The following is a 24,788-nucleotide window of genomic DNA, read 5'->3' on the forward strand; positions in this document are numbered from 1 at the left end:
AAATTTTTTTATTAAAAATTGGTATTATAATATAAATTTTTTTTTTGTAAAGTAAAAAATTAATTTAAAAAAGTCATACAATCTTTAGTAATATTTATCGCCACTCCCATAGTAGATGATATACATATTTTTTTAAAAAAATTATTTTTTAAAGACAAAGGTCTATTTTTTTTTAACATTGTTAATAAACATATTAAATTTTCCTTAATCATTGTATTATTAAAATTTATTTTCCCTATACTAGTATGAATTATACCATTTTTATCGTTACGATAATTAATCTGTCCATTTTTTATTTTTTTTATAGTTTCCTTAACATTATTAGTTACTGTACCTAATTTAGGATTAGGCATTAATCCTTTTGGCCCTAATATAGGACCTAATTTACTTACTATCTTCATAGCTGATAATGTAGCAATTACTACATCAAAATTTTTTTCACCATCAGTAATTCTTTTGGCTAAATCTTCCATACCAACAAATTCCGCTCCTTCTATTTTTGCCTGTTTTGCTTCTATACTATCGGCAAAAACAGCAACTCTTACATATTTACCTGTTCCATGTGGTAAAAAAACATTACCACGAATATTTTGATCAGATTTTTTAGTATCTATACTTAAATTAATGGCAACATCAATTGTTTCATTAAATTTAACTGTACTTAATGTTTTTAAGTTGATAATAGCATCTTCAATAGAAAATTGTTTTTTTAAATTTATTTTTTTATGAATTAAATTCATACGTTTTGTTAATTTTGACATTATATTTTAATCCTTAATTTCTAACCCCATCGAAAGAGCAGTACCTTCTATAGAAAGCATCATCGATTTAATATTAATGCCTGGCATATCATCATATTTAGCTTCTGCTATTTTACGAATTTGATCTCGTTTAATTACTCCGATTTGTTCAATTTTAGGTTTACTAGATCCTTTCTTAATACCCAATATTTTTTTAATCATTGCAGATGCAGGAGGTGTTTTAATAATAAATGTAAAAGATTTATCTGTATAAACTGTAATTATAACAGGTATTGGTATACCTTTTTCTAAATTATTAGTTTTTTCATTAAAAGATTTACAAAATTCCATAATATTTACACCATGTTGACCTAATGAAGGTCCTATAGGAGGGCTAGGATTTGCACTACTTGCCGGAACTTGTAATTTTATATAAGTTTTTATTTTTTTTGCCATTAGCATACCTAATTAATATATTTGAAAAAAATTTTTTATTAAAATAAGAAAATATATTTTTCTATCCTTTTTCTACTTGACGAAAATCAAGATCAAGTGGAGTTGCCCTGCCAAAAATGGATACAGAAACCTTTAATCGGCTTTTTTCATAATCTACTTCTTCTACAACACCATTAAAATCTGAAAAAGGTCCATCATTTACTCTAATCATTTCTCCTGGTTCAAATAATATTTTTGGTCTAGGTTTATCTCCAATTTTTTGTAATCGACCTATAATCGTATCTAATTCTTTATTACTTATAGGTATAGGACTTTCAGAAGAACCACCTATAAAACCTAAAACTTTGGGAATACTACGTACCAAATGCCAACTAGTATTAGACATAATCATATGAATAAATATATACCCAGGAAAAAATTTACGATCACTTTTATATTTTTGCCCTCCACGTATTTCAACTACAGATTCAGTTGGTATTAAAATTTTTCCAAAAAAATGCTTCATATTATAAATTTTAATATATTCTTTTAACGATTTTGCTACATTATTTTCAAAACCAGAACGAGCTTGAATTACATACCATTTTTTTTGTAAAGATTCAGACATTTATGACCTCATACCAGTTAAAAACGATATTAAATAAATTAAAAAATTATCTAAAATCCAAAAAATAATTGATATAATTATGGTAATTATTGATACAACTAAAGTTGTATTCCAAGTATCTTTATATGTAGGCCAAATTACTTTTCCAGTTTCTATACGAGCTTCACGTATAAAAAGAAATATTTTTTTACCTTTATTTGTAGATAATACAATTAAACTTATTAAAGTAATTACAAAACAAAATAATACCAAACGAATAGATAAATCTAGATTTTGATAAGTATAATTACAGAAAATAGCTGAAATTAATAAAATTATACTAGTAACCCATTTTATAATTTCAATAATACGTCTAGTTATATTTTTTTTAAATTCTACAATATTCATTTTATATTAACCAATAAAAATAAATTAAGCATAAAATAACAAATAATAATATATAAAAGATTATAAAATTTTTTTATTAACTAATAAGTAATTTTATACTTAAATCTTAAAAAGAATCAAAGGGAGTAGTATGCGTCATAACTGTAATTCCCTTATCCTCTTTTATTTTTACAATTATTACTCTATAACTTTTGTGACTACTCCAGCTCCAACAGTACGGCCACCTTCACGAATAGCAAAACGCAATCCATTTGTCATCGCTATAGGATTTATGAGCGTAACATTCATATTAATATTATCTCCAGGCATAACCATTTCAATATTAGACGGTAATTCTATAGTACCTGTAACATCTGTTGTTCTAAAATAGAATTGAGGACGATACCCCTTAAAAAAAGCGGTATGTCTTCCACCTTCGTCTTTAGATAAAATATAAACTTCTGCTTCAAATTTAGTATGTGGTTTTATAGATCCTGGTTTTGCTAAAACTTGTCCTCTTTCTATATCTTCTCTTTTAATGCCTCTAAGTAAAATTCCTACATTTTCTCCTGCTCTTCCTTCGTCTAATAATTTACGGAACATTTCAACACCAGTACAAGTAGATTTAATTGTATTTCTAATCCCTATGATTTCAACTTCTTCACCTACTTTAATAATACCTCTTTCTACCCTTCCTGTGACAACTGTACCTCTACCAGAAATAGAAAAAACATCTTCGATTGGTAATAGAAATGGCTTATCAATTATTCTTATGGGTTCTGGAATATAATTATCTAAATAATTTGCTAATTCAATAATTTTTTTCTCCCAAATAACATCTCCTTCCAGCGCTTTGAGTGCAGAACCATGAATTATAGGCGTTGTATCACCTGGAAAATCGTATTGAGATAATAAATCTCTTACTTCCATTTCTACTAATTCTAATAATTCTTCATCGTCAACCATATCACATTTATTTAAAAATACGATAATATATGGCACTCCTACCTGTCTTGCCAATAAAATATGTTCTCTAGTCTGTGGCATAGGCCCATCGGTTGCTGCTACAACCAAAATAGCACCATCCATTTGAGCCGCCCCAGTAATCATATTTTTTACATAATCTGCATGACCTGGGCAATCTACGTGAGCATAATGACGTACTTTAGTATCATATTCAACATGGGAAGTATTTATAGTAATACCTCTTGCTTTTTCTTCGGGAGCATTATCAATTTGTTCAAAAGCTTTAGCTGCACCTCCATATTTTTTAGATAAAACAGTAGTGATAGCTGCTGTTAAAGTTGTTTTACCATGATCAACATGTCCTATTGTACCTACATTAATATGAGGCTTAGAACGTTCAAATTTTTCTTTAGACACAGAATAATATCCTTGTTAATAAATTAATTTTTTATAATTTAATTAAAATTTTAAATTTTAGATCTAGAATCAATAATTGTTTTTGCAATACTATTAGGTGTTTCAATATATTTTAAAAATTCCATGGAATAAGAAGCTCTACCTTGGCTATAAGAACGTAAATGAGTGGCATATCCAAACATTTCTGATAATGGTACTGAAGCACTTATAATTTTACCAGTAGATATATCATTCATGCCTTCTATAATTCCTCTTCGACGATTTAAATCACCAATCACATCACCCATATACTCTTCAGGAGTTTCTACTTCTACTTTCATTATAGGTTCAAGTAAAATAGGATTAGCTTTTTTAAATGCATTTTTAAACGCAATAGCTGCTGCTGCTTTAAAAGCTAATTCTGAAGAATCTACATCATGATAAGATCCATAATGTAATCTTACTGAAATATTTACTACAGGATAATTTGCCATTGGTCCTGATTTTAATTGTTCTTGAATACTTTTATCTATAGCAGAAATATATTCACTAGGTATTACACCACCTTTTATATCATTAGTAAATAAATAACCACTACTATTTTCTTGAGATGTTATTGGAGATATATCTATAACTACATGACCATATTGTCCTCTACCTCCTGTTTGTTTTATATATTTCCCTTCAATGTTAGTCACACTATTTCTAATAGTTTCACGATATGAAACTTGTGGTTTACCAATATTAGCAGAAACATTAAATTCTCGTTTCATTCTGTCAACAATTATTTCTAAATGCAATTCTCCCATTCCTGCAATTATAGTTTGGTTAGTTTCTTCATCAATCCAAGTTCTTAAAGAAGGATCTTCTTTTATTAATCTATTTAATGCTAAACCCATTTTTTCTTGATCATTTTTTGTTTTAGGTTCAAGAGCAATAGAAATAACAGGTTCAGGAAATTCCATTGTTTCAAGAATAATACATTTATTTAAATCACATAAAGTATCACCAGTTGTAACATCTTTTAATCCAATCGCAGCTGCAATATCACCAGCATGAACTTTTTTTATTTCCTCTCTTTTATTTGCATGCATCTGTACGATTCTTCCAATACGTTCTTTTTTTTCTTTTATTGGATTAAAAATAACATCACCACTACTAACAGTTCCTGAATATACTCTAAAAAAAGTTAGATTACCCACAAAAGGATCATTAGCAATTTTAAAGGCTAATGCTGAAAATAATTCATTATCATTAGCATTACGAATAATGGAGTCTTTTGAATTTTGATCTGCAATTCCTCGTATAGGAGGTATATCTATAGGAGATGGTAAATAATCAATTATTGCATCTAATAATGATTGAACTCCTTTATTTTTAAAAGCTGAGCCACATGTTATTAAAGTAATTTCATTGTTCAATACTCTTTGCCTTAATGAAGATTTTAATTCTTTTTCAGAAATAGTGAAGCCATTTAAATATTTTTCCATTAATTCTTCATTTTGTTCTACCGCTACTTCTATTAGTTTTTGGTGCCATAATTGAACTTCTTGTTTCATGCTCATAGGTATAGTTGAATAATTACAATTTATACCTTGATTTTCATCATCCCAATTCAGAGCTTTCATTTGAATTAAATCAACAATACCAGTAAATTTATTTTCGGAACCAATTGGTAATTGTAATGGGATTGCTTCAGTTGATAAATTATTTTGTATTTGTTTCACTACCTTTAAAAAATTTGCTCCCATGCGATCCATTTTATTAACAAAAGCAATTCTAGGAACTTTATATTTATTTGCTTGTCTCCATACTGTTTCAGATTGAGGTTGTACTCCTCCTACTGCACAATAAATCATAACAACTCCATCTAAAACTCTCATAGAGCGTTCAACTTCAATAGTAAAATCTACGTGTCCTGGAGTATCAATAATATTAATTCTATGCGATTTATATTGATTAAACATTCCAGACCAAAATGCTGTAGTTGCAGCTGATGTAATAGTAATCCCTCTTTCTTGTTCTTGCTCCATCCAATCCATTGTGGCAGCACCATCATGTACTTCACCTATTTTATGATTTACCCCTGTATAAAATAAAATTCTTTCGGTTGTAGTAGTTTTTCCAGCATCAATATGTGCACTAATACCAATATTACGATAACGTGTTATAGGAGTTGTACGACTCATATTATTCCTCTATTTTATTACATAAATATTCTAAAATTATATATGTTGCACATGATTTTTTTTAATAAAATAACTAATATTAAGTAATATTGATTGGTTACAAGCATATTTTATAGATTAAATGGTTCATTTTTAACAATAATTAAGATAAATTAGATTTTATTTACAATTAAATATTTATTACCAACGATAATGTGCAAATGCTTTATTAGCTTCTGCCATACGATGTATTTCTTCTCTTTTTTTAACAGCATTTCCTTTATTTTCTATAGCATCAGATATTTCATTAGCTAATTTTAATATCATAGATTTTTCTTGTCGTTTTCTTGCTGCATTTACTAACCAACGCATGGCTAAAGTATTTCTTCGTATAGGTCTTACTTCTATTGGTACTTGATATGTTGACCCTCCTACTCTTCTCGATTTAACTTCCACAATTGGTTTTACATTTTCTAATGCAGTTAAAAAAACTTCTATTATATTTTTTCCAGATCCTTTTGCAATTAAATTTAATGCAGAATAAACAATAGATTCCGCGATAGATTTCTTACCATCCACCATAACTATATTAATAAATTTAGCTAATAAATCTGATTCACATTGAGAATCTGGTAATATTTTTCGTTGACTAATTATACGTCGACGAGACATAAGATACTCCATTTTTCTAAAATATTTATAAAATTATGTAAAATAATACTAATGTTATTTAGGTTTTTTTACCCCATATTTTGATCTTCCTTTTTTACGATTTTTAACACCGGTACAATCTAGAGCTCCTCTAATTGTATGATATCTTACTCCTGGCAAATCTTTAACTCTACCACCTCTTATTAAAATAACAGAATGTTCTTGTAAATTATGTCCTTCACCAGAAATGTAAGAAGTTACCTCAAATCCATTAGTTAATCTAACTCTACATACCTTACGTAAAGCAGAATTTGGTTTCTTAGGAGTTGTCGTATATACTTTTATACATACTCCACGTTTTTGAGGACAAGAATTTAGTGCTGGGACATTTGTTTTAGCTATTTTACGAATTCTTGGTTTTCTAACTAATTGATTAATTGTGGACATTATTTTTCCTAAAGTTAGCATATTTACTATTACTACATAATTATTTATTTTTATGATAAAAAATTTTTACCATATTATTTGTTTTTTATTTTTAATAATCAAATCAACAAAATTTTTATAATCAATGCGTATTATTTCACTAGAAATATCATTTTCTAAGCCTCTAGCTAATATATCATTATTCATGCCAAAAATTCCAAATTTCATTTTTTTTCTAATTCTAATAATTTTTTTTATTGATATACTATTTTTTAATCCAGCTAATATTCCATCTTGGATTAAAAGTAAATCATCATTTTTTTTTAAAAAATTTAATAACAAAGAAAAATTACAAGATAATGGTGAATTAAATAAGGTATATAACATAAATACATTTATTGACTAAAAATTTAAAATTATATTGTAATAATTAAGTTTATTTTTCCATGAATCATAATTCATAATTTTCACAGGTATAACCCAATCATCTTTTTGATAGTTTTTTATTCCTAAAATATCTAATGATTTAGAACAAACAAAAAAATTCCTGATGTTACATAAATTCAAAATTTTAAAACTTATACTATAGTTTTTTAATAAAATTTTTTCTGGTTGTTGTTGTTTTTTTATTTGTAAAATTCCCTCTCCCATAAAAAATAAAGCTATATCCTCAGTAAATGAGGATATAGAAATCACTGTATCCAGCCCTTCAGTTCCGATACTACTACCGTAAGGAGATCTTGAAAACATAAATGCTATTTTATTCATTAAAATTGAACTAAGCGATCACAAGTTAATAGAGATTTTGTTAATGTACTTAAACTAGTGATTTTAAATTGGTTACTAATTATATCACAATTTTTTCCATAATTTAAGAAATTATTTATATCACTATTTTCGATTATACCTCTTTTTATAGCAGATGTAATACAAAAAAATAAATCTATACTATACTTAATACTTAATTTATTCCATGAATCAATTAAATTAAATTCATCTTTGTCAAATTTAATATTTTTATTTGCATTATATACTCCATCACGATAGAAAAATATGCTTTTTACAATATGTTTTTTTTGTATAACTGCATTAGCAAAAAGATATGCTGAATAAGCATTTTGTGTGCTATATGGAGCTCCTGTAACTAACAATACAAAAAACATACTATTTCATATAACCAAAAAAATTATTTATTATAATTTTATACTTAATTTTATATTTAAAAAAATTTACCTTCCAACATTTGGAATATATACCAGATTTATTTTTCTATTACTTAGACAATGGTTTTTTTATGTCTAAAAGTTCAATATCAAATATTAAAGTAGAATTATTTGGAATACCAGGCATCATTTCTTGACCATAAGCTAATTTAGGAGGCACAACTAATTTAATTTTACCACCAGTTCTTATGTATCTTAATCCTTCTTGCCAACCAAGAATTACTCTTTGTAAATTTACAAATAATGGCTCTTTTCTGAAATATGAATTATCAAATTCAGTACCATCTATTAATGTACCTTTATAATTAACAACAACGATTACATCACTTTTGATAATTCTTTTTCCAGATCCCATTTTTTTTATTTGATATAATAATCCAGTCGAACTTCTCTTTACATTTTTTTCTTTTAAAAATGTTTTAATATAATTTTGAGCTTGTACACTACTTTTATTTACTTTATTCTTTATTTCTTTTTCTGAAAATTTTTTCATGCCTGATTCATATAAACTAAGTGATGTTGCTATTTCCTGATTAGACATTTTAATTCTTTTATTTAAATAATCTTGAATACCCTGAATAAGAAGATTTTTTTGTAACTTAATTTTAAATTTATTTTGTAACTCAAGTGAATCCTCTAAATACTTTCCTACAGACACACCTAAAGCATAAGACATTCTTTGTTGTGCAGTTTTAAACAATTGTTTTTTTTGGCTTTTTAATCTTGGATTTTTCTTTTTAATAATTTTTGTTTTAATGCTTTTATTTTTCTGTTTCCATAATTTTACATTTTTACCTCTATATAGAGGTACAGCAGCATTAATGGCACTAGAAGCACCTAGACCAATACTTAAAAGTAATATCATTAGTATTGATGTTTTTTTTCTATTAAAAAATCTCATTGGTTCTCCATAAATATCTGATAAGATTAGTTTTCTTAAAATTATAATAAATTTTATAATTTTAAATATAAAACAAGATAATCAACCATCTTATTTTATATAAAATATTACTTTTAATACAAAAAAAAAACAAGTTAAAATATATTATTTTTCTGAAAAAATTATTTAAACAACTTAAATTAATAATTTTAACATTCTTCTTAAAGGTTCAGAAGCTCCCCAAAGTAGTTGATCACCAACAGCAAATATTGAAAAACAATTTTTATCTATATTTAATTTTTTTATTCTACCTACAGATAAACTTAATGTTCCACTAACAGATGAAGGAGTAAGTAAATTAATAGTATCACTATAGTTATTAGGTATAATTTTAACCCATTTATTATGAGAATTTAATATTTCTGTAATATTATCTGTAGATAAATCTTTTTTTAACTTTATAGTAAATGATTGACTATGAGAGCGTAAAGTAGCTACTCTTACACATATACCATCAATTGGTATAATTGTATTTGTATTTAAGATTTTATTAGTTTCGAATGTTCCTTTCCATTCTTCTTTTGTTTGTCCATTGTTTATTTTTTTATCAATCCAGGGAATTAAATTATTAACTAAAGGCGCTAAAAAATTTTTTTTAGGAAAGTTTGTATTATTCATTAATGTTGAAATTTTTCTTTCAATATCTATAATAGAAACAGACGCATCATTAATTAGATGAGATATATGATTGTATATATATCCCATTTGTATAATTAATTCTTTCATAAATTTAGATCCAGCCCCTGATGCAGCTTGATATGTAGATACTGATATCCAATCAACTAAATTATACTTAAATAATCCTCCTAGAGACATTAACATTAAACTAACAGTACAATTACCTCCTACAAAAGTTTTAATCCCCATATTTATTTTCTTTTTAATAAGATTTAAATTTATTGGATCTAAAACAATAACTGAATCTATTAACGTTCTTAAATTAGAAGCTGCATCTATCCAATAACCATTCCATCCTTTTTTACGTAACTGAAAATAAATTTTATTTGTATATTCACTACCTTGACATGTTATAATTATATCTAATGAAGATAGAATTTCAATATTATAGGCATCTTGTAATATTCTACATTTATTTTTAATATTTAAAGGGATAGTGCCTCCATGTTGTGATGTTGTAAAAAAAATTGCATTAATACCGTCAAAATCTTTTTTTTTTATCATTCTATTAATTAATACAGACCCTACCATGCCTCTCCAACCAATAAAACCGACAGTTTTCATTGTAATCCTCACAAATAAATATTGTTATTTATATTGTACTTACCATAAGAATGGTTTTTTATTTAAATATTATTTAACAATTCAAATTGTTATTAAACACAATAATATTATTTTTTATAAAAAATATCTTTCTTAATAAAGAAAAATTATAATATAAAAAATGTTAATTTATTTAATAAAATTAAGTTTTAATATTTTTTTAAAAAAATATTTTTTATAATTTTTTTTATTAAAATACTTTTTGATATATTTACTAAATATTTTTTATATTCCAATTAATAGGATTTTTTTTATTATCAATGAGATATTTATTTGTTTTAGAAAAATGTTTACAAAAATAAAATCCCTTGTAACAAGATAAGGGTGAAGGATGAGAAGTAGTTAAAATTAAATGTTTTTCTTTTTCTATTAATAAAGATTTTTTTTGTGCATAAGAACCCCATAATAAAAAAACTATATTTTTATGGTAATCACTTATCATTTTAATAATATTATTTGTAAATATTTCCCAACCTATATTAGAATGTGAATAAGGGTGTCCTTTTACAACAGTTAAAATACTGTTTAATAACATTACTCCTTGAGTGACCCAGTCAATTAAATAACCATGATTTGGAATATTAAAATTTACTATATCGAATTTTAAAGCTTTATAAATGTTTTTTAGTGTAGGTGGTATAATTATACCTGGCATAACTGAAAAAGCTAGTCCATTTGCCTGATTTATACCATAATATGGGTCTTGTCCAAGGATAACTACTTTTATTTTTTCAAATTTTATTTTTTTAAAAATATTAAAAATATATTTTTTTTTAGGATAAATAATTTTATCATTACTAATGTCTGTATTAATTTTTTTTATTAATGATATGAAGTATCTTTTTTTTTTTTCTTTTTTTAATAAATCTTGCCATATAATATTTTTATGTTTAATCATGTATTATTATCTCTATAAATATAATTTGTTAAATTTCTTTATAAAAGAAACTTTCTTATGTTATTATTAATGTTTTAAAATAAAAGATAATTTTATTAAAATTAATTTAATTCCTTGTTTTTAATATTTTTAAAAACTTCTTTCCATAAGGAAAATTATTGGTATGAGATATTATGAAATAGTTTTAATGATCAATCCAGACCAAAGTAATCAAATAAATGATATTTTAAAATATTATAAAAATTTTATACAAAATAATAAAGGATCAATCACAAGATTAGAAGATTGGGGTAAAAGACAACTGTCTTATCCCATACTAAAGTTACATAAAGCACATTATATATTAATTAATATTATTTTAAACCATAATTTAATCAAAAATCTTGAAAAGAATATAAAAAATAATGAAAAAATTATAAGATATCTTATAATTAAAACAAAAACAGAAAGAAAAGATGTATCATATATTTTGAAATCTAAAGATGAACGTCAAGAACGACGTAATGATATTGTAAAAACAATATAAATTAAAATAAATTAATAACAAACAAAATTTTATCTTATATGCAGATTTTTAAGTATTTGATTATTTTTTATACTATTTGGAGTTGTATAAATGATACGTTATTTTCGTCGTCGTAAATTTTGTCGTTTCACATCCGAAGGAATCAAAGAAATTGATTATAAGGACATCCATATTTTAAAAAACTTTATTACTGAAAGCGGGAAAATTGTTCCTAGTAGGATTACGGGTACTAAAGCAAAATATCAGCGTCAATTAACTAAAGCAATTAAATTAGCTAGGTATTTATCTTTAATATCTTATACTGATCATCATAAATAATTTTTCTAATGTTTAGATAATTTAGGTCATAAAATCATGCAAATAATTTTATTGGAGAATATTCCTAATTTAGGAAAAAAATCACAAATAATAAATGTAAAATCTGGATATGCACGTAATTTTTTAATTCCAAAAGGAAAATGTATTTCTGCAACAAAAAATAATATTAATTTATTAAAAAAACAACTTTTACAATTAAAAATACAATCATTAAATGTTTTTAAAAATGCTGAATTAAGATTAAAAAAATTTAATAATATAAATAAAATAATAATAAAATCTAAAGCTGGTAAAACAGGTAGGTTATTTGGTTCAATAGGAAGAAAAGATATAGTAAATAAATTAAAAGAAATGGGATTTGACATTCTTAAAAAAGAAATAAAATTACCAAAAGGATCATTAAAACAAATAGGAGATTATAGTGTTTCTTTTCATTTCCATGAGAAAATTTTTATTGAAAAAATAGTTAGTATAATTAATATTTAAAATTTTACTATACTCTATAAATATATTTTATTGACTAATTAATGATATTTAATTACAATAATGTTCAATTATATTAAACGCAATTATTTAATCAATATTATTTTGTGAACTCAGTCAGGTCTGGAAAGAAGCAGCTGTAACAAATATAATATGTGAAAAAAATAATTGCGTTTTTATTATATCTTCAATTATCATAATGTATATAAATTTTTCATAATAAAAATGACTTATCAAGTATTAGCTAGAAAATGGCGTCCTCAATCATTTGATGATATTATTGGGCAAGATCCCATAGTGCAAGCAATGCAAAATAGTTTATCTAAAAAAAATATTCACCCAGCTTGGATATTATCTGGTTCTAGGGGAGTTGGAAAAACTACAATAGCAAGAATATTTGCTATGGGGCTAAGTTGTATAAAGGGGATAACACCAAATCCTTGTAATATATGCGATAATTGTATTTCTATAAAACAAAATACTTTTTTGGATGTAATTGAACTAGATTCGGCTTCTAAAACTAAAGTTGAAGAGATAAGAGATATAATTGAAATTATTAATTATACACCAGTAAAAGGTAGATATAAAATATATATTTTTGATGAATTTCATATGTTATCAAAACATAGTTTTAATGCTTTATTAAAAATTTTAGAAGAACCTCCTACTCATGTAAAATTTATATTTGCTACAACTGAACTAGAAAAAATACCCATTACTATTATATCTAGATGTTTACAATTTCATTTAAAATTAATTAGTAAAAAAATAATTTATAAACAATTACAAAAAATTTTAAATAAAGAAAAATTTAAATACGATGTATCAATATTAGATATTTTATCTAATGCTGCTAACGGTAGCATGAGAGACGCGTTAAGTTTAACAGATCAATTAATATCTATGGGTTCTTTAACAATTAAAAATGTTTATTTGATGTTAGGATTAGTTGAAAAAAAATATTTATTGTTACTAATATATAGCTTTAAAATGAAAGATAATAATTTGATTTTTGAATTAATTAATAAAATTGCTTCTTTTAATGTTAATTGGGATAATATTATCTCAGATATACTAATGTTATTACATAACATATTAAAAGTAAAAATATTAAAGGATATAAATACAAAATATTCTTTACAATATTTTAACTCGAATAATGATGAAAAATTTTATAAAAAAATTTTGAATAAATTTACAATTAAAGAGATAAATTTTTTATATAAAGTATTTAATATAGGCAGAAAAAATTTATATTTAGCACCAAATAGTAAAACAGGTTTTGAAATAATCATATTAGAAGTAATAATATATTTTAATTAATAAATATTTTACATAGAAATTAAATAAAAGATAATTGTATTATTAATATTTTATATATCAAAAAAATTTTTTATATTTTATTTATAAGAGAAAACAATTATGCAAAAAAAAGAAACTTTAAATTTTCAATCTGAAGTTAAACAATTATTACATTTAATGATTCATTCTCTTTATTCTAATAAAGAAATTTTTTTAAGAGAACTAATATCTAATGCCTCTGATGCTGCCGATAGATTAAGATTTAAAGCTTTATCTAATCCTGATTTATATGAAAATAATTCTTTATTAAAAGTACAAATTACCATAAATAAAAAAGAAAAAAAAATTATCATTACCGATAATGGTATCGGTATGACTCGGGAAGAAATTATTGAAAATTTAGGTACAATTGCAAAATCTGGAACCAAAAAATTTATAGAATCATTAAAGGATATTAATAATAAAGAACAAGAAGCAAAAAAATTTATAGGAAAATTTGGAGTTGGATTTTATTCTGCTTTTATTGTTTCTAATAAAGTTTCTATAAAAACTAGAGCTGCTGGCATGCCTTTCAATAAAGGAATTTTGTGGGAATCAACAGGAGAAGGAAATTATACAATTATTAATATAAATAAAGAATTACGAGGTACTGAAATTACTTTATATATTCGTCCTAAACATGAAGAATTTCTTGATATATGGCGTATAAAGGGAATAGTAAGTAAATATTCAGATCATATTTCTTTACCAATTGAAATAAAAACATACGATGAAAAAGAAAAAAAATATAAATGGGAACAAATAAATAAAGCACAAGCTATTTGGTTACGTAATAAATCAGATATTAGTGAAATTGAATATAAAGAATTTTATAAGCAACTAACATATGATAATACAGACCCAATTACATGGAATCATAGTCATGTTGAAGGTAAACAAGAATATATTAGTCTATTATATATTCCTTCGAATGTTCCCTGGGATATTAGAAATCGTGATCATAAAAATGGAATAAAGTTATATGTACAAAGAGTTTTTGTAATGGAAGATGCAGAACAATTACTACCTAAATATTTAAGATTTGTAAGAGGATTAATTGATTCTAATGATTTACCGCTAAATATTTCTAGAGAAATTTTACAAAAAAATAATATTATTCATAACATGAAAATTACATTAACCAAAAAAATTCTTAACATGTTAATGAATATTTCTAAAACAGAAAAAATATATAATAATTTTTGGAAAAAATTTGGTTTAATTCTAAAAGAAGGACCTGCTGAAGATATTAAAAATAAAGATACGATAATTAAACTATTACGCTTTGCATCAACATATAATAATAATTCTAAACAAACTGTTTCTTTAGAAGAATATATAAATAGAATGCCTAACGAACAAAAAAAAATATATTTTTTAACATCCGATAACTATTTAGCAGCAAAAAGTAGTCCACATTTAGAGTTTTTTTCTGAGAAAAATATTGAGGTATTATTATTAACTGATCATATTGATGAATGGATGATGAGTTATATTACTGAATTTCAAGGAAAATCATTTCAATCAATTAGTAAACAAGATGATACACTTAACGAATTAATAAAAAAAGACAATAATGCAGATTTTGATCAAATTAAAAAAAATTTTGATCCCTTATTAAGTAAAATAAAGAATTTATTAGGGGATAAAATTAAAAAAGTAAGTCTAACAACTCGTTTAGTAAAAACACCAGCTATTGTTACTACAGATATAAATGAAATGAGTACTCAAATGGCTAAATTATTTGCAGCTGCAGGTCAAGAAACTCCAGAAATAAAATATAATTTTGAATTAAATCCTAATCATGTTTTAATAAAAAAAGCTTTAAAAATCCAAAATGAAAAGTATTTTTCTGAATTTATTTATTTATTATTAGACGAAGCTATTTTAGCAGAAAAAGGTACTTTAGAAGATCCAAATAAATTTATTAATCGTATTAATACATTTTTATCTAAAATATAAGATATAATAATGGATGAGATAATAATCTTAGTATTATCTTATCTATTTCTTTATAATTTTAAATTATATTTTTTATTATAGAAAATAATTTTATTTTTAAGTAAATTGATACTTAATAAATTATTTACTATTTAAAAATTTAATTTTATGATTTAATTTAAAATATCTTATTTTTATTTTTAAGTTAATTTTTAAAAATTTTATATACAAGATATATCTTATTTCTCCTAAAAATAAAGAAATAAGAATTTTATTAACAATAATTTAAATTAGTAATATTAAAACGATGGCAGAAAAAAGAAATATATTTTTAATAGGCCCTATGGGAGCCGGAAAAAGTACAATAGGACGACATTTAGCTAATTTATTAAATATGGAATTTTTTGATTCAGATCTAGAAATTGAACGTCGTACTGGAGCTGATATTAATTGGGTATTTGATGTTGAAGGTGAAAAAGGTTTTAGAAAACGTGAAAAAAAAATTATTAATGAAATTACTAAAAAACAAGGAATTATATTAGCAACAGGAGGTGGCTCGATTCAATCAGAAGAAACAAGAAAATATTTATCTTCACGAGGTATAGTAGTTTATTTAAAAACCACAATAGAAAAACAATTAATGCGTACTCAAAGAGATAAAAAAAGACCTCTTTTAAATAATAAAAATGAATTAGCTCAACAGGTATTAGAAAATTTAGCAAAAAAAAGAAATCATTTATATAATGAAATAGCCGATATTATAATTAAAACAGATAAACAAAGTGCTAAAATAGTTGCTAATCAACTTATTAACCTATTAGAAAAAAATTAATAGTTAATTTAATTTTTTGTGATAAAAAAAGGATTAATATATGATTAAAACTATTTTAGTTGCAACAAAAAAACATAATTATCCAATTATTATTGATTATAATTTATTTGATAGTCCTTTGCCATTTACTACATTAAATAATGGTGATCGTGTTATGATTGTGACTAATAAAATTATTTTCTCTTTATATTTTAAAAAAATTTTTAATCAACTTAATAACATTGGTATAAAAATAGATTATGTTGTTCTTCCTGATGGTGAAAAATATAAAACATTACTGACTATGAATATGATTTTTACATCATTATTAGAAAAATTACATAATAGAGATAGTACTCTAATTGCATTAGGAGGGGGAGTTATTGGTGATATAACTGGATTTGCAGCATCAAGTTATCAACGAGGGATAAATTTTATACAAATACCTACTACTTTACTTGCTCAAGTAGATTCTTCTATTGGTGGCAAAACAGCTGTTAATCATGTTTTAGGTAAAAATATGATAGGAAGTTTTTATCAACCTAATTCTGTGATTATTAATTTAGATTGTTTATATACTTTATCTAAAAGAGAGTTTGCTGCTGGGATGGCTGAAGTTATAAAATATAGTATTATTTTCGATAATAAATTTTTTTGTTGGCTAGAAAAAAATATTAATAAATTATTTAATTTAAATAAAAAAGCTATATTTTACTGCATTAGTAAATGTTGTAAAATAAAATCTAAAATAATTAATGAAGATGAATATGAAAAAAATAAAAGAGCATTATTAAATTTAGGTCATACATATGGTCATGCAATAGAATCTGAGTTAGGGTATGGGGTTTGGTTACATGGAGAAGCTATCTCGGCCGGGATCGTTATTGCATCTTTTACTTCACAAGAACTTAATTTTTTAAACAATATAGATATAGAAAGAATAATTAATTTATTTAAAAAATGTAATTTACCGATTAAAGGACCAAAAAATATGTATGTAACTGAATATTTAAAACATATGTACAGAGATAAAAAAATATACAAAAATAAAATACGTATTATCTTACCAATCAAAATAGGGAAAGCAATTATATGTGATAATATTTCTGAAAAAATTATTGCTAAAGCTATTAATAAATCTCAAAATTTAATGTATTAAAAAATGATTATAATAACCGAATTATTTGTAGAATGGAAAAATTTTTAATTTCAGCATCTATTTTATCTGCTAATTTTGCTTATTTAGGTAAAGAAATCAATGATGTTATTAAATCAGGAGCAGATATAATACATTTTGATGTAATGGATAATCATTATGTTCCTAATTTAACTATTGGTCCTTTAGTTTTAAAATCTTTACGTGAATATGGTATTAAAGCTTTAATTGATGTTCATTTAATGAGTCAACCTGTAGACGATTTAATTATGAATTTTGCAATAGCAGGAGCAAATATCATTAGTTTTCATCCTGAAAGTACGAAACATATTGATCGTAGTATTTCTTTAATTAAAGAACATGGTTGTAAAGTAGGATTAGCTTTTAACCCATCAACACCATTATATTATTTAGATTATTTAATTGATGAATTAGATTTAATATTAGTTATGTCTGTAAATCCTGGGTTCGAAGGACAAACTTTTTTACCTTATATTTTTAAGAAAATTAGTAAGGTTAAAAAAATTATTAATAAAAGAAAACGAAAAATTTTATTAGAAGTAGATGGAGGAATAAATCTTGAAAACATAAAAAAGATAGCTACATTTGGAGCGAATATTTTTGTAATAGGGTCAGCTATATTTAAAAGTCAATTTTCTTATAAAGAAACAATAAGAAATATTAGAATAGAATTAGATAAAATAAAAAAATAAAATTTAATTTAAATTAATAAATTTTAAAATGTAAAGTATATATGATATGACAGAAAAAAAGATAGTATTTAGTGGAATACAACCCACAGGTTGTATAACAATAGGAAATTATATTGGAGCTATTAGTCAGTGGAAGATATTACAAAAAAAATATTTTTGTATTTATTGTATAGCAGATCTTCATGCTATTACGATATGTCCAGAAAAATATATTTTAAATAAAAATATATTAGACACTTTATCTATTTGTTTAGCTTGCGGTATTAAACCTGAAGAAAGTATTATTTTTATACAATCACATGTACCTCAACATGCACAATTAAACTGGGTTTTAAATTGTTTTACTAATTTTGGTGAATTAAAAAGAATGACTCAATTTAAAGAAAAACAATATTCTAACAAAAATGTAAATATTGGTTTATTTAATTATCCTGTATTAATGGCTGCTGATGTCTTATTATATCAAACAAATAAAATACCAGTTGGTAAAGACCAAATTCAACATATTGAATTAACTAGAAATATTGCTCGTCGATTCAATTCAATTTATGGAAACATATTTAAAATTCCAGAAACAATTATTAATAAAAATGGATTTTGTATTAAATCCTTATTAAATCCTAAAAAAAAGATGTCTAAATCTGATATTAATACTAATAATTTTATTAGTTTATTTGACGATGATATTTTAGTAAAAAAAAAAATTAACAATGCTATTACTGATTCTGATAATCCTTCTATTATTAAATACGATTTATATCGCAAACCAGGTATTTCTAATTTACTTAATATATTATCAAATATTACTGGGATTTCTATAAAAAAATTAGAAGTAGAATTAAAAAATGAAACATATAATGATTTAAAAAAATATCTGATAAAGGAACTTTGTTCTTTTTTAAAAGAAATAAGAGAAAAATATTATTTTTATAGAAAAAATGAAAAATATTTAAATAATATTATTTTTTCTGGAGCAGAAATAGCAAAAAAATATGCTAATGTTAGTATAGATAAAGTCTTTAATGCTATTGGATTATATAAAATATAGATTATAAAATGTTTTATTTTTAAAAAAAAATATTTATCGAGTACCAAAAACTACAATTGTTTTTCCGTGAGCATAAATTAAATTACGATTTTTAAGAATTTTAAGTGTACGACCTACTGTTTCTCTAGAACAACCAACTATTTTACCTATTTCCTGTCTAGTAATTTTAATTTGCATTCCATCTGGATGGGTAATAGCTTCTGGGGACTTAGCTAAATTTAGTAATGTTTTAGAAATTCTGTGAGTAACATCTAAAAAAGCCAAGCTACTAATTTTTTTTGATAAAATTTGTAATCTATTAACAATTTGTGAAGAAATTTTCATTACTATATCATAATTAATTTTAATTAAATTATAAAAATTTTTATAAGATATTTCTGCTAATTCACAATCCGTTTTTAGTTTAACTAATGTAATTTCTTTATAAGAATTATTAAAAATAGCTAACTCACCAAAAAAATCACCAGCATTTAAATAATTTAATATAATTTCCTTATCATCTTTTTTGTTTTTAATTGAAATCACAACACTCCCTTTTAAAATATAATACAAATATTTTGTAACATCACCTTGTTTAATTAAAATTGTTTTAGAACAATATTTTTTAATATGACAATAAGATAAAAACCATTCTAAAGTTGAATCTTTTAAAGGGTTAAAAATCATTAGTACCATCCTTTTTTTTATTACACAGAAAAGATAATTTTGTTTTTTTTATAAAATATAATAATATAATATTATATGCATTTTTTTCTTTTATTTAAAATAAAATTAAATAATTAAATTGTAGAATCATAAAATGAATTATTTTGATATAAACAAACAAAAATATATAAGTAAATATAACAATAATCAATTGTCAAGTAAAATTAATATTTCTTTTGAAATTTTTCCTCCTAATGAAAATAAAAATAATTCTTTTATATTTTGGGAATTTATTAATACACTAATTAAATTTAAACCTAAATTTATTTCAGTAACATATAAAAATACAAATTTTTCTTACAATAATAATACTTTTAATATCATCAAAAAAATTAAAAAAATTACTAATATAGAATTAGTTCCTCATTTAACATGTATAAATATGAATAATGATCAGTTATATAATATTGCAAAAAAATATTGGGATATTGGAATTAGACATATAATAGCTTTAAGGGGTGATAAAAATTTTAATGCAAAAAATTTACAAAACAATAATAATATGATATATGCTTCTGATTTAGTTTATTTTTTAAAAAAAATAGCCAATTTTAATATTTCAGTTGCTGCATATCCTGAAATGCATCCAGAATCAAAAAATATTACAGAAGATCTTAATAATTTAAAACGAAAAATTGATGCAGGAGCAACAAAAGCCATTACTCAGTTTTTTTTTAATATAGAAACATATTTAAGGTTTAGGGATCTTTGTATTTTAAAAGGAATAAACATTAATATTATACCTGGTATTTTACCAATAATTAATTTAAAACAATTGAAAAAATTTATAAACATGACAAACATAACAATTCCCCCCCATATAGGGAATATATTTAGAAAAATACCACCACAAAATACAAATATACCTAAATTATTAGGAATAATTATTACTTTAAATATGATTCAAAAACTGAAAAGTGAGGGTGTATGTGATTTTCACTTTTACACTTTAAATCAACCTGATATCATCCATGCTATTTGTCTTTATTTAGATATTATTTAACTAAAAAAAAGAAAATAATCAAAAAAACAATGCTGATACCCAGAATTGAACTGGGGACCTCATTCTTACCAAGAATGTGCTCTAAACCACCTAAGCTATATCAGCAAAAAAATAATAATATAAAACATACAAATCTAATGGAGCAGGCAGCGGGAATCGAACCCGCATCTTCAGCTTGGAAGGCTGAGGTAATACCATTATACGATGTCTGCATAATAACTTTGGTGGGAGAAGGATTCGAACCTTCGAAGTCTATGACGACAGATTTACAGTCTGCTCCCGTTAACCACTTGGGTATCCCACCATAAAAAGTAATATCAAAAACCAAATTTTTATAAAACCAACAATTACTATGCCGGCTACCGGAGTCGAACTGGTGACCTACTGATTACAAGTCAGTTGCTCTACCATCTGAGCTAAGCCGGCATATTATTTAAATTTAACTAAAAATATTTATAATAAATTTATAAAGTTTTTTCTGATAATAATAATACTATAACTGATCCTGGTATTTACCTACTCTTACATGAGGAAACCTCACACTACCATTGGCACTACAACGTTTCACTTCTGAGTTCGGAATGGAATCAGGTGGTACCATTGCGTTATATATACCAGGATAAATTTAATTTAAATAAGTTAAGTTAATAGTTRATCAAACGATTCTGGTGTTGTAAGGTTAAGCCTCACGGGTGTTTATTAGTACTGGTTAGCTCAACATATCACTATGCTTACACATCCAGCCTATCAACGTCATAGTCTTTAACGTCCCTTCAGGGATATTCATAAATAAATAAATATCCAGGGAAGACTTATCTTAAGGCAAGTTTCGCACTTATATGCTTTCAGCGCTTATCTTTTCCGTATTTAGCTACCGGGCAATGCCATTGGCATGACAACCCGAACACCAGAGATACGTTCACTCCGGTCCTCTCGTACTAGGAGCAAACCCTTTCAATCTTCCAACGCCCACGACAGATAGGGACCGAACTGTCTCACGACGTTCTAAACCCAGCTCGCGTACCACTTTAAATGGCGAACAGCCATACCCTTGGGACCTACTTCAGCCCCAGGATGTGATGAGCCGACATCGAGGTGCCAAACACCGCCGTCGATATGAACTCTTGGGCGGTATTAGCCTGTTATCCCCGGAGTACCTTTTATCCGTTGAGCGATGGCCCTGTCATATGGAACCACCGGATCACTAAGACCTGCTTTCGCATCTGTTTGAATTGTCGTTCTCACAGTTAAGCCAGCTTATGCCTTTGCACTAATCTCACGATTTCCGACCGTGATTAGCTGACCTTAGTGCTCCTCCGTTACTCTTTAGGAGGAGACCGCCCCAGTCAAACTACCTACCAGACATTGTCTCTAACCCGGATAACGGGTTTAGGTTAGAATAATAAATATTAAAGGGTGGTATTTCAAGGACGATTCCATACTAACTAGCGTTAATACTTCATTATCTCCCACCTATCCTACACATTAATATTCATTATTCAATATCAAGCTATAGTAAAGGTTCACGGGGTCTTTCCGTCTTGCCGCGGGTATACTGCATCTTCACAGCAATTTCAATTTCACTGAGTCTCGGGTGGAGACAGTCTGACCATCATTACGCCATTCGTGCAGGTCGGAACTTACCCGACAAGGAATTTCGCTACCTTAGGACCGTTATAGTTACGGCCGCCGTTTACCGGGGCTTCGATCAAGAGCTTTTCGTAAACGATAACTCCATCAATTAACCTTCCGGCACCGGGCAGGCGTCACACCGTATACGTCCACTTTCGTGTTTGCACAGTGCTGTGTTTTTAATAAACAGTTGCAGTCAGCTATTATCTTAGACTGATTTCAGCTTAAAAAGTAAATTTCTTCACCTAATATCAGTGTGCCTTCTCCCGAAGTTACGGCACCATTTTGCCTAGTTCCTTCACCCGAGTTCTCTCAAACGCCTTAGTATTCTCTACTTAACCACCTGTGTTGGTTTAGAGTACGATTTAATATTATTTAAGCTTAGAGGCTTTTCTTGTAAGCATGGTATCAATTACTTAAGTACAATGAAGTACTTCGTCATAACGCCTCAGTGTTTATATTAACTACCCGGATTTTCCTAGGTAATTCACCTAAACGCTTAAACCAAGACAACCATCACCTGGATAATTTAACCTTCTTCGTCACCCCATCACAATAATACTAAGTACAGGAATATTAACCTGTTGTCCATCGATTACGCTTTTCAGCCTCATCTTAGGTATCGACTTACCCTACCTCGATTATCGTTGGATAGGAACCCTTAGTTTTTCGGCGAATAGGTTTTTCACCTATTTTATCGTTACTCATGTCAGCATTCGCACTTCTGATATCTCCAATAAATTTTACAATTTATCTTCAGCAACTTACAGAACGCTCCCCTACCCAATAAATAAAAACTTTATTGTCGCAGCTTCGGTGTATAATTTAGCCCCGTTACATCTTCCGCGCAGGACGACTAGACCAGTGAGCTATTACGCTTTCTTTAAATGATGGCTGCTTCTAAGCCAACATCCTGGCTGTTTATGCCTTCCCACATCGTTTCCCACTTAATTATAACTTAGGGACCTTAGCTAGCGATCTGGGTTGTTTCCCTCTCCACAACGGACGTTAGCACCCGCTGTGTGTCTCCCGTGATAACATTATTCGGTATTTGAAGTTTGCATCGGATTGGTAAGTCTGGAAGACTCCCTAACCGAAACAGAGCTCTACCCCCGAAAATGAATTACACGAGGCGCTACCTAAATAGCTTTCGGGGAGAACCAGCTATCTCCCGGTTTGATTGGCCTTTCACCCCTAACCACAAGTCATCCGCTAATTTTTCAACATTAGTCGGTTCGGTCCTCCAGTAAGAATTACCAAACCTTCAACCTGCTCATGGTTAGATCACCGGGTTTCGGGTCTATATCTTGCAACTTAACGCCCTTTTAAGACTCGGTTTCCCTACGGCTTCCTTATACAGTTAACCTTGCTACAAAATATAACTCGCTGACCCATTATACAAAAGGTACGCAGTCACATTATTAAAACAATGCTCCTACTGCTTGTACGTATATGATTTCAGGTTCTATTTCACTCCCCTAACCGGGGTTCTTTTCACCTTTCCCTCACGGTACTAGTTCACTATCGGTCAGTCAGTAGTATTTAGCCTTAGAGGATGATCCCCCTATATTCAAACAAGATTTCACGTGTCTCGTTTTACTCTTTGAGATTTTAATTAATATATTTTCATATACAGGACTATCACCTTATATTGTATGACTTTCCAGTCATTTCTATTAATATAATAATCAAGTATATCTCTGGGCTATTTCCTGTTCGCTCGCCACTACTAAGGAAATCTCTATTGATTTCTTTTCCTCAGGATACTTAGATGTTTCAGTTCTCCTGGTTCACTTCGTTATTCTATATATTCAAATAACGATAATATATTATTAAATATATTAGGTTTCCCCATTCGGATATCGTCGACTAATAACGTTTCAAATCAACTTATCGACGCTTTTCGCAGATTAGCACGTCCTTCATCGTCTCTGACTGCCAAGGCATCCGTCATATACGCTTATTTACTTAACCTTACAACCCACAATCGTCT

General features: G+C 26.2%; 25 protein-coding genes, 4 tRNA genes, 2 rRNA genes and 1 other RNA gene. 11 read left to right on the forward strand and 21 right to left on the reverse strand.

The features are described 5' to 3' along the window. Positions 1 to 59 precede the first annotated feature (59 nt). The 14 genes from rplA to ung all read right to left on the reverse strand — a co-directional run bounded on the left by rplA (position 60) and on the right by ung (position 11,118). The gene (rplA, locus tag GJT88_RS01665; protein ID WP_168895204.1) at positions 60 to 761 is read right to left on the reverse strand and encodes a 50S ribosomal protein L1; all 702 of its coding nucleotides are present in this window, start codon (positions 759 to 761) and stop codon (positions 60 to 62) included. A gap of 6 nt (positions 762 to 767) precedes the next feature. Further along, positions 768 to 1,196, reverse strand: a complete 429-nt coding sequence (gene rplK / locus GJT88_RS01670) for a 50S ribosomal protein L11 (RefSeq protein ID WP_168895205.1) — start codon at positions 1,194 to 1,196, stop codon at positions 768 to 770. Between the two features lie 61 nt (positions 1,197 to 1,257). After that, on the reverse strand, positions 1,258 to 1,803 hold the full coding sequence (gene nusG, locus GJT88_RS01675) for a transcription termination/antitermination protein NusG (RefSeq protein WP_168895206.1): 546 nt from the start codon (positions 1,801 to 1,803) through the stop codon (positions 1,258 to 1,260). Next, positions 1,804 to 2,190: a preprotein translocase subunit SecE gene (gene secE, locus GJT88_RS01680; RefSeq protein WP_168895207.1), complete on the reverse strand. Its 387-nt coding sequence runs from the start codon at positions 2,188 to 2,190 to the stop codon at positions 1,804 to 1,806. It abuts the gene before it with no gap. A gap of 177 nt (positions 2,191 to 2,367) precedes the next feature. Further along, on the reverse strand, positions 2,368 to 3,552 hold the full coding sequence (gene tuf / locus GJT88_RS01685; protein ID WP_168895208.1) for an elongation factor Tu: 1,185 nt from the start codon (positions 3,550 to 3,552) through the stop codon (positions 2,368 to 2,370). Positions 3,553 to 3,602: 50 nt separating this feature from the next. Then, positions 3,603 to 5,720, reverse strand: coding sequence for an elongation factor G (fusA, locus tag GJT88_RS01690; RefSeq protein WP_168895209.1), 2,118 nt, complete (start codon positions 5,718 to 5,720; stop codon positions 3,603 to 3,605). A gap of 180 nt (positions 5,721 to 5,900) precedes the next feature. Further along, positions 5,901 to 6,371, reverse strand: coding sequence for a 30S ribosomal protein S7 (gene rpsG, locus GJT88_RS01695; RefSeq protein WP_168895210.1), 471 nt, complete (start codon positions 6,369 to 6,371; stop codon positions 5,901 to 5,903). A gap of 54 nt (positions 6,372 to 6,425) precedes the next feature. Next, positions 6,426 to 6,797: a 30S ribosomal protein S12 gene (gene rpsL, locus GJT88_RS01700; RefSeq protein WP_168895211.1), complete on the reverse strand. Its 372-nt coding sequence runs from the start codon at positions 6,795 to 6,797 to the stop codon at positions 6,426 to 6,428. Between the two features lie 66 nt (positions 6,798 to 6,863). After that, on the reverse strand, positions 6,864 to 7,163 hold the full coding sequence (gene tusB / locus GJT88_RS01705; RefSeq protein ID WP_168895212.1) for a sulfurtransferase complex subunit TusB: 300 nt from the start codon (positions 7,161 to 7,163) through the stop codon (positions 6,864 to 6,866). A 15-nt stretch (positions 7,164 to 7,178) separates the two neighbouring features. Then, on the reverse strand, positions 7,179 to 7,544 hold the full coding sequence (tusC, locus tag GJT88_RS01710) for a sulfurtransferase complex subunit TusC (RefSeq protein ID WP_168895213.1): 366 nt from the start codon (positions 7,542 to 7,544) through the stop codon (positions 7,179 to 7,181). Further along, positions 7,544 to 7,939, reverse strand: coding sequence for a sulfurtransferase complex subunit TusD (tusD, locus tag GJT88_RS01715; protein WP_168895214.1), 396 nt, complete (start codon positions 7,937 to 7,939; stop codon positions 7,544 to 7,546). The genes tusC and tusD overlap by 1 nt, the downstream gene beginning before the upstream one ends. Before the next feature lie 109 nt (positions 7,940 to 8,048). Next, a complete protein-coding gene (gene fkpA / locus GJT88_RS01720) occupies positions 8,049 to 8,900 on the reverse strand; it encodes an FKBP-type peptidyl-prolyl cis-trans isomerase (RefSeq protein WP_168895215.1) in 852 nt (283 codons plus the stop codon). A gap of 174 nt (positions 8,901 to 9,074) precedes the next feature. After that, positions 9,075 to 10,181: an aspartate-semialdehyde dehydrogenase gene (gene asd, locus GJT88_RS01725; RefSeq protein WP_168895216.1), complete on the reverse strand. Its 1,107-nt coding sequence runs from the start codon at positions 10,179 to 10,181 to the stop codon at positions 9,075 to 9,077. 253 nt (positions 10,182 to 10,434) lie between these two features. Further along, a complete protein-coding gene (gene ung / locus GJT88_RS01730) occupies positions 10,435 to 11,118 on the reverse strand; it encodes a uracil-DNA glycosylase (RefSeq protein ID WP_168895217.1) in 684 nt (227 codons plus the stop codon). A 163-nt stretch (positions 11,119 to 11,281) separates the two neighbouring features. On the opposite strand from ung, the gene rpsF reads away from it, so the two are divergent. The 10 genes from rpsF to trpS all read left to right on the forward strand — a co-directional run bounded on the left by rpsF (position 11,282) and on the right by trpS (position 19,455). Next, entirely contained in the window at positions 11,282 to 11,644 is a 363-nt protein-coding gene (rpsF, locus tag GJT88_RS01735; protein WP_168895218.1) for a 30S ribosomal protein S6, read from the forward strand. 90 nt (positions 11,645 to 11,734) lie between these two features. Continuing rightward, positions 11,735 to 11,962, forward strand: coding sequence for a 30S ribosomal protein S18 (rpsR, locus tag GJT88_RS01740; protein ID WP_168895219.1), 228 nt, complete (start codon positions 11,735 to 11,737; stop codon positions 11,960 to 11,962). 36 nt (positions 11,963 to 11,998) lie between these two features. Continuing rightward, complete coding sequence (rplI, locus tag GJT88_RS01745; protein ID WP_168895220.1) at positions 11,999 to 12,448, forward strand: 50S ribosomal protein L9; 450 nt, start codon at positions 11,999 to 12,001, stop codon at positions 12,446 to 12,448. A 78-nt stretch (positions 12,449 to 12,526) separates the two neighbouring features. Further along, positions 12,527 to 12,621, forward strand: an RNA gene (ffs, locus tag GJT88_RS01750) — signal recognition particle sRNA small type. A 49-nt stretch (positions 12,622 to 12,670) separates the two neighbouring features. Next, positions 12,671 to 13,768 carry a DNA polymerase III subunit gamma/tau gene (gene dnaX, locus GJT88_RS01755; protein WP_168895221.1) on the forward strand — a complete coding sequence of 366 codons (1,098 nt, stop codon included), beginning with the start codon at positions 12,671 to 12,673 and terminating at the stop codon, positions 13,766 to 13,768. Positions 13,769 to 13,867: 99 nt separating this feature from the next. Continuing rightward, positions 13,868 to 15,748 (forward strand): molecular chaperone HtpG, encoded by a 1,881-nt coding sequence (gene htpG / locus GJT88_RS01760; RefSeq protein WP_168895222.1) that lies wholly within the window; start codon positions 13,868 to 13,870, stop codon positions 15,746 to 15,748. Between the two features lie 286 nt (positions 15,749 to 16,034). Continuing rightward, positions 16,035 to 16,559: a shikimate kinase AroK gene (gene aroK, locus GJT88_RS01765; RefSeq protein ID WP_168895223.1), complete on the forward strand. Its 525-nt coding sequence runs from the start codon at positions 16,035 to 16,037 to the stop codon at positions 16,557 to 16,559. A 43-nt stretch (positions 16,560 to 16,602) separates the two neighbouring features. Beyond that, positions 16,603 to 17,697: a 3-dehydroquinate synthase gene (gene aroB / locus GJT88_RS01770; RefSeq protein WP_425482957.1), complete on the forward strand. Its 1,095-nt coding sequence runs from the start codon at positions 16,603 to 16,605 to the stop codon at positions 17,695 to 17,697. Positions 17,698 to 17,729: 32 nt separating this feature from the next. Beyond that, entirely contained in the window at positions 17,730 to 18,407 is a 678-nt protein-coding gene (gene rpe / locus GJT88_RS01775) for a ribulose-phosphate 3-epimerase (RefSeq protein ID WP_168895225.1), read from the forward strand. A gap of 46 nt (positions 18,408 to 18,453) precedes the next feature. Next, positions 18,454 to 19,455, forward strand: a complete 1,002-nt coding sequence (gene trpS, locus GJT88_RS01780) for a tryptophan--tRNA ligase (RefSeq protein WP_168895226.1) — start codon at positions 18,454 to 18,456, stop codon at positions 19,453 to 19,455. Between the two features lie 33 nt (positions 19,456 to 19,488). Here the strand turns inward: trpS and crp are convergent, their stop codons facing one another. Next, positions 19,489 to 20,130: a cAMP-activated global transcriptional regulator CRP gene (gene crp, locus GJT88_RS01785; protein ID WP_484488982.1), complete on the reverse strand. Its 642-nt coding sequence runs from the start codon at positions 20,128 to 20,130 to the stop codon at positions 19,489 to 19,491. A 124-nt stretch (positions 20,131 to 20,254) separates the two neighbouring features. Here crp and metF point away from each other — a divergent pair, with 124 nt between their 5' ends. Then, positions 20,255 to 21,163 (forward strand): methylenetetrahydrofolate reductase [NAD(P)H], encoded by a 909-nt coding sequence (gene metF / locus GJT88_RS01790; RefSeq protein WP_168895228.1) that lies wholly within the window; start codon positions 20,255 to 20,257, stop codon positions 21,161 to 21,163. A gap of 30 nt (positions 21,164 to 21,193) precedes the next feature. Here the strand turns inward: metF and GJT88_RS01795 are convergent. The 6 genes from GJT88_RS01795 to GJT88_RS01820 all read right to left on the reverse strand — a co-directional run bounded on the left by GJT88_RS01795 (position 21,194) and on the right by GJT88_RS01820 (position 24,769). Continuing rightward, positions 21,194 to 21,268, reverse strand: a tRNA-Thr gene (locus GJT88_RS01795). Between the two features lie 33 nt (positions 21,269 to 21,301). Beyond that, positions 21,302 to 21,375, reverse strand: a tRNA-Gly gene (locus GJT88_RS01800). A gap of 10 nt (positions 21,376 to 21,385) precedes the next feature. Continuing rightward, a tRNA-Tyr gene (locus tag GJT88_RS01805) sits at positions 21,386 to 21,467 on the reverse strand. A 49-nt stretch (positions 21,468 to 21,516) separates the two neighbouring features. Then, positions 21,517 to 21,589, reverse strand: a tRNA-Thr gene (locus GJT88_RS01810). Between the two features lie 77 nt (positions 21,590 to 21,666). Then, positions 21,667 to 21,782 (reverse strand): 5S ribosomal RNA (rrf, locus tag GJT88_RS01815). A 56-nt stretch (positions 21,783 to 21,838) separates the two neighbouring features. Next, a 23S ribosomal RNA gene (locus GJT88_RS01820) occupies positions 21,839 to 24,769 on the reverse strand. Positions 24,770 to 24,788 lie beyond the last annotated feature (19 nt).

The organism is Enterobacteriaceae endosymbiont of Donacia tomentosa (assembly GCF_012571135.1).
Classification (GTDB): domain Bacteria; phylum Pseudomonadota; class Gammaproteobacteria; order Enterobacterales; family Enterobacteriaceae.

What these genes read in the sequence shown, in the direction of transcription:
- rplA (WP_168895204.1), bottom strand. Translation starts at nt 761, where the DNA reads ATGTCAAAATTAACAAAACGTATGAATTTAATTCATAAAAAAATAAAT.
- rplK (WP_168895205.1), bottom strand. Translation starts at nt 1,196, where the DNA reads ATGGCAAAAAAAATAAAAACTTATATAAAATTACAAGTTCCGGCAAGT.
- nusG (WP_168895206.1), bottom strand. Translation starts at nt 1,803, where the DNA reads ATGTCTGAATCTTTACAAAAAAAATGGTATGTAATTCAAGCTCGTTCT.
- secE (WP_168895207.1), bottom strand. Translation starts at nt 2,190, where the DNA reads ATGAATATTGTAGAATTTAAAAAAAATATAACTAGACGTATTATTGAA.
- fusA (WP_168895209.1), bottom strand. Translation starts at nt 5,720, where the DNA reads ATGAGTCGTACAACTCCTATAACACGTTATCGTAATATTGGTATTAGT.
- rpsG (WP_168895210.1), bottom strand. Translation starts at nt 6,371, where the DNA reads ATGTCTCGTCGACGTATAATTAGTCAACGAAAAATATTACCAGATTCT.
- rpsL (WP_168895211.1), bottom strand. Translation starts at nt 6,797, where the DNA reads ATGTCCACAATTAATCAATTAGTTAGAAAACCAAGAATTCGTAAAATA.
- tusB (WP_168895212.1), bottom strand. Translation starts at nt 7,163, where the DNA reads ATGTTATATACCTTATTTAATTCACCATTATCTTGTAATTTTTCTTTG.
- tusC (WP_168895213.1), bottom strand. Translation starts at nt 7,544, where the DNA reads ATGAATAAAATAGCATTTATGTTTTCAAGATCTCCTTACGGTAGTAGT.
- tusD (WP_168895214.1), bottom strand. Translation starts at nt 7,939, where the DNA reads ATGTTTTTTGTATTGTTAGTTACAGGAGCTCCATATAGCACACAAAAT.
- fkpA (WP_168895215.1), bottom strand. Translation starts at nt 8,900, where the DNA reads ATGAGATTTTTTAATAGAAAAAAAACATCAATACTAATGATATTACTT.
- asd (WP_168895216.1), bottom strand. Translation starts at nt 10,181, where the DNA reads ATGAAAACTGTCGGTTTTATTGGTTGGAGAGGCATGGTAGGGTCTGTA.
- ung (WP_168895217.1), bottom strand. Translation starts at nt 11,118, where the DNA reads ATGATTAAACATAAAAATATTATATGGCAAGATTTATTAAAAAAAGAA.
- rpsF (WP_168895218.1), top strand. Translation starts at nt 11,282, where the DNA reads ATGAGATATTATGAAATAGTTTTAATGATCAATCCAGACCAAAGTAAT.
- rpsR (WP_168895219.1), top strand. Translation starts at nt 11,735, where the DNA reads ATGATACGTTATTTTCGTCGTCGTAAATTTTGTCGTTTCACATCCGAA.
- rplI (WP_168895220.1), top strand. Translation starts at nt 11,999, where the DNA reads ATGCAAATAATTTTATTGGAGAATATTCCTAATTTAGGAAAAAAATCA.
- dnaX (WP_168895221.1), top strand. Translation starts at nt 12,671, where the DNA reads ATGACTTATCAAGTATTAGCTAGAAAATGGCGTCCTCAATCATTTGAT.
- htpG (WP_168895222.1), top strand. Translation starts at nt 13,868, where the DNA reads ATGCAAAAAAAAGAAACTTTAAATTTTCAATCTGAAGTTAAACAATTA.
- aroK (WP_168895223.1), top strand. Translation starts at nt 16,035, where the DNA reads ATGGCAGAAAAAAGAAATATATTTTTAATAGGCCCTATGGGAGCCGGA.
- rpe (WP_168895225.1), top strand. Translation starts at nt 17,730, where the DNA reads ATGGAAAAATTTTTAATTTCAGCATCTATTTTATCTGCTAATTTTGCT.
- trpS (WP_168895226.1), top strand. Translation starts at nt 18,454, where the DNA reads ATGACAGAAAAAAAGATAGTATTTAGTGGAATACAACCCACAGGTTGT.
- crp (WP_484488982.1), bottom strand. Translation starts at nt 20,130, where the DNA reads ATGGTACTAATGATTTTTAACCCTTTAAAAGATTCAACTTTAGAATGG.
- metF (WP_168895228.1), top strand. Translation starts at nt 20,255, where the DNA reads ATGAATTATTTTGATATAAACAAACAAAAATATATAAGTAAATATAAC.